The sequence below is a fragment of the Streptococcus mitis genome (assembly GCF_001579035.1).
Taxonomy (GTDB): domain Bacteria; phylum Bacillota; class Bacilli; order Lactobacillales; family Streptococcaceae; genus Streptococcus; species Streptococcus mitis_J.
Map to the genome: position 1 here is coordinate 114,848 of NZ_KQ970289.1, position 4,721 is coordinate 119,568.

Below are 4,721 nucleotides of genomic sequence, written 5' to 3' on the forward strand. Positions count from 1 at the left end.
ATTTCCTTTTCGCTTTTTATTGACAATCAAAGCCATTCCTAAGGCTGCTCCCAATTGAACTGGAATAATCCAAACAACAAATTTCAAAGTATTCAAGAAGCTCTTTAAGAAAATCGGATCCTTTATTAATCGAATAAAATTCTCAAATCCAACAAATTTTCTTTCATCTGGTGTCAACAAATAATAATCTGTAAAAGCGTAATAAATGACCATTCCAACTGGAATTACCAAAAAGATACCTAATAAAATTAAAGCTGGAGCTAAAAAACTATAACCTAGTATGTTATCTTTTATTTTTTCACGTCTTTTTGTATCCACAACAGTTTCTTTACTCATATCCATCTCCTTTAGTCATATATATATCAAACTAGTCTACTAACAAGAAAGGGGAAGGTAGTTCCAAACATTTCCTTCCTCCTTCCTTTTTACAGATTATTTGAGTGACTGATCAATAGCAGTTTGCATTTCTTTTGTACGAGTATCCAAGACTTTTTGCACATTTGGATTTTCTTCATAATAGCTAATATCTTGCATTGCTTGTTGAAAAGCTCGAGAAACCTGAGGATATGCTACGACAACTGGGCGAGCATGAGCTGTTTTTGAATTTTGTTCCATCAAGAAACGCATTGGTTCGGATACTTTATCTTTGATATTTTCAATTGTAGATTTACGAATTGGAAGGACCGAATTCCCCAAGCTAATAATTTCACTTGATTCTGTATTTGTAGCAAATTTAACAAATTCAGATGCAGCCTCTTTTTTATCAGATTTTGTCGTAACAGCTAATTGCCAACTACCTGAAGGGGATACTAATTTTTTCGTCTTACTAGATACTGGGTAAGGAAGGATACCAAAATCAATATCTTTGTAGTTTGTATTCATGTCAGCAATCGTCCAAGAACCACTCAAAAGCATTGGATACTCTCCTGTTTCAAAACCTTTTTCGACTGGACTAACAGTTGTATAACCTTCTTTTACAAGATTTTGAATGAATTGAACTGCTTCTACACTCTCTTTTGAGTTGAAGTATCCTTCTGCCTTTGTTCCATCTTCGTTTACGACAGAACCATTATTTGACCAAATCAACGGCATATAAGCATATGGTAACATTTCATCGTTTGAATTAATACGAAAATCAATTGCCGGTTTGTTATAATGATCTTTCAATTTTTTAGCAATCGTATTAAATTCATCCCATGTCCATGGCTTTTCTAGCGTTGGAAGCTCTGATTCCGCAATTCCGGCCTCTTTGAACATTTTTTTGTTGTAATAAACACCAACATTCGATTCAGAAAATCCAAATGCATAGAATTTGCCATCATAAGTTCCTTGTTGTTTAATACTGTCCAAAACATCATCCATATTATTATCTTTTAGATAATCATCTAGCGGAGTAATCACTTTAGATTTTGCATAAGCTGCCGTATTTGGTCCATCAAGGGTAATAACATCTGGAAGACTATTAGTCGTGATAGCAGCATTAACCTTGTCTTCATATCCTCCACCACTACCACTACGAGGAATATACTCAGTTACAACTTTGTACTTACTTTTTCCTGATTGATTAAAGTTGTCAACAACTTTTTGCCAAGCTTTTCCTTCATTGGTTTCGTCAGAGAATTGTACCCAGACTTTAATATCATTTGAAGAACTCGCTTGTTTTGAGTTAGTTCCTCCACTACAACCTGCAAGTATAGCTAACGATAGCCCCGCAACAACAGATAACATTGTACCTTTACGCATCATTTTCCTCCTTTTTGAAACGTTTCATTTTTTATTTATTTTTTAAACAAGCTTCTAGCCTGTTTTTGAAACGTTTCATTTGTTGATTATATTATAACAGCGCTTTCATTAATTGTCAAGCGCTTTTTAAATTTTTTTTGTTGTTTTATCTCCCCAAAAATATGTGGGAATTACGATTCGTTTTTCTAGAATCTCTTCTCGCTTAATCATTTTCAGTATCATTGCAACAGATTCTTTTGCCATCATACCAATATCTTGAACTATTGTAGACACTAGATAAGATTGATCGACAGAAGTTTTTAAACCATCAAACCCAATTATCTGGTAATCATCAGGTGCTATTTTCCCCAGTTCTTTCATAACACTAATAACTCTCAGAGCCATCATATCATTTATTGTAAATATACCATCAATTTCTTTATGAGATTGCAAAAAAACTCTTATCTGATCTTCAGGATTTATTAAAGGTTCTTTCATTTCAAAATTATAGACATCTACTCCTAATTCCTTAGCTTTTTCTCTGAATCCTTTACTTCTGAGTATAGTCTCATTCTCATACATATTAATTGAACCAATAAAAGCAAGGTGCTTATTATCCCTTCTAACCAGTTCCTCTGCTGCAGTTTGTCCTCCTTTGTAATTTGCTGAAGTAACATAGCATACATTTTCCGAAAAATGTCTATCTATACTTACAAACGGTAAATCAGATAAAATATATTTGTCAATATCAGAATATGTAATACCAATAATTCCATCCACTTTATTTTGTTTCAACATTTCGATATATTCGATTTCATTTTGTGAATCGCTATCAGCGTTACAAATAAATAATTTATAATTATATTTTAATAACTCTTTCTCAACATGATAGGCAAACTCCGAGAAAAACGGATGCCATATGCTCGGAATAATCAAAGCGATAGTTTCTGTTCTATTCTTTTTCATACCTCGAGCATAATTATCAGGGATATAGTCCAATGTTTTTATAGCCCTTTGAACTTTCCTTAAGGTTACTTCTTTAATGCCTTTTTCTTTATTAATCACACGTGAAACAGTTCCAACGCTAACTCCTGCTTCTAAAGCAACATCTTTCATGGTAATGGATTTTTTTTGCTCTACCATATTCTCACCTCCTTTCAATATATAGTATCATGCAAACGCTTTTTTAGCAACTATTTCTCAATCATTTTTATCCAGATCATTTCCCCATCATGGATAAAATCACTCCAATTGGCTTTCTAAATCATATATAGGAATCTACCTACCACAGGAAAAGACTTTGTTTCTTCCTATCTCTGCTTTTTCATGATGTATTTTCGTACAGGTGCTTCAATAGTTTCTATAGTAAAATGAACCAAAAATAGTACACGTTGCGGTATAATGTTCTTATGGCATATTCATTAGATTTTCGTAAAAAGTTCTCTCCTATTTGTGAGCGAACAGGTATAGCCAATTGATTGTCAGTTTGAAGACCAAGAGTCCGTAAGGCAAAATATGTGGCAGAATCCATCCAAGGGTGGCTAGCACAATTTCTAGTGAACCTCTTTAAATCTATTACATTTGACTGTGGAAAAGAGTTTTCAAAATGGAAAGATATTTCCAATCAGCACGATAGTGAGAGCTTTTTTGCGAATCTAGGATATCCAAGACAGCGATGTCTCAACGAACATTCAAATAGACTTTTAAGGTGTCATGACTTGCCAAAGCAGACAGATTTCAACGAAGTCAGTCAAGAATTTTATGCTGGGCAAAAACTCAATTTCAGGAGAAAATGAAATAAATATTCCCACAATAAAACGCATAGTATCAAAGTTTTCAACACCTGATATTATACGTTTTTTAATTTTAAAGACTTTTTTCCCAGCCTCAAGAAATCACATCCCACCTAAATCCCTTGGATACCAAACACCTCATCAGGTATTTTCTGAGTTGGTAAGACTGTCTAGTTTAATTTGACAAATGGAGGGCGTTAAATCCAGTTTTTACAGGAAGTCTATTTAAATATTTTCACACTGACCTTACAAAATATGAAATAAATTATATAAAGTCATTCCCATGACAAAGAATAACATCCCTTTAAAACAGTATCTTACCCAATTTTCAGGTAAGACTTTTGATACAACCGTCCCCAATACCCCTCCGCATATAGAAGCAAGAAAAATAACTGGAACAGGTGCTAAATGATACTGATTTAAACCTGTAACCACAACAATTGTAGCCAAATGAGACAGCTGAGAAAAGAAAATAATTGCAAGAGAATACATAGTTGCTTCTTTTATCGAAATAGAAAAAAATATCATCAATAAAGATACATTGAGCGGACCACCACCAATCCCTAAAAAACTAGAAATCAAGCCCAATAGAATACCACAAATCATATAGAATCCTATCTTATCAAATTGATAAGTTTTTTTAAAATCTGTTAAAACAAATGATACAAGTAGCATCACAAATAGTAAAATCATTTGAACAATGGATACTAGCCGTACTGATAATTGAGATAACAAAACTTGAAAAATAAGATGACCTAGAAATCCTCCTAAAACAGAAGAAAAGGATACCGTAAAAATCAATCTCCATTTTATCTCTTTACTTTGTGAAAATCTTTTGATTGTTGAAATAATCGCCATTATAAAAACAGAGAAACTAGAATAAAAAGCAATATCACTGACCGAATGGTATCCAAAACTATCCATAAGTGGCTTAATTATAATTCCACCACCCATGCCTGATATAGAACCCAATCCACTAGCTATTATAATGATTAGAAAATAAATAATCTCAACCACTTTTTAAGTCCATCCTATTCTTTCAAACATCTAAAACCTAGATGGCTACTAGTGGAAGTAGAAATACATCCATTTCTAGCAGCTACTCGGTATCGATTACAATAAGAACAATGACATAAAAAGGAACCTCCTCTGATAGCATACTCCTCCTCTTGTATCCCATATTTTGGCAACTCATAGTCATCTTCA

The 4,721-nt window shown here is 33.2% G+C and carries 6 protein-coding genes; 1 reads left to right on the plus strand and 5 read right to left on the minus strand.

What is annotated here, in order from left to right:
* The 3 genes from SMIDD26_RS07805 to SMIDD26_RS07815 form a co-directional block, all read right to left on the minus strand.
* On the minus strand, nucleotides 1-336 hold a 336-nt coding region (locus SMIDD26_RS07805; protein WP_167747499.1), incomplete at its 3' end, for a carbohydrate ABC transporter permease.
* A gap of 96 nt (nucleotides 337-432) precedes the next feature.
* A complete protein-coding gene (locus SMIDD26_RS07810; RefSeq protein ID WP_060628702.1) occupies nucleotides 433-1,743 on the minus strand; it encodes an ABC transporter substrate-binding protein in 1,311 nt (436 codons plus the stop codon).
* Nucleotides 1,744-1,869: 126 nt separating this feature from the next.
* The gene (locus tag SMIDD26_RS07815) at nucleotides 1,870-2,865 is read right to left on the minus strand and encodes a LacI family DNA-binding transcriptional regulator (RefSeq protein WP_061439750.1); all 996 of its coding nucleotides are present in this window, start codon (nucleotides 2,863-2,865) and stop codon (nucleotides 1,870-1,872) included.
* A 413-nt stretch (nucleotides 2,866-3,278) separates the two neighbouring features.
* Here SMIDD26_RS07815 and SMIDD26_RS07820 point away from each other — a divergent pair, with 413 nt between their 5' ends.
* Nucleotides 3,279-3,518: a hypothetical protein gene (locus tag SMIDD26_RS07820; RefSeq protein WP_419986659.1), complete on the plus strand. Its 240-nt coding sequence runs from the start codon at nucleotides 3,279-3,281 to the stop codon at nucleotides 3,516-3,518.
* Nucleotides 3,519-3,761: 243 nt separating this feature from the next.
* Here SMIDD26_RS07820 and SMIDD26_RS07825 read toward each other — a convergent pair whose 3' ends face one another.
* On the minus strand, nucleotides 3,762-4,532 hold the full coding sequence (locus tag SMIDD26_RS07825; protein ID WP_061439752.1) for a sulfite exporter TauE/SafE family protein: 771 nt from the start codon (nucleotides 4,530-4,532) through the stop codon (nucleotides 3,762-3,764).
* 14 nt (nucleotides 4,533-4,546) lie between these two features.
* A partial coding sequence (locus tag SMIDD26_RS13165) for an SUMF1/EgtB/PvdO family nonheme iron enzyme (protein WP_246746999.1) occupies nucleotides 4,547-4,721 on the minus strand: 175 nt, incomplete at its 5' end.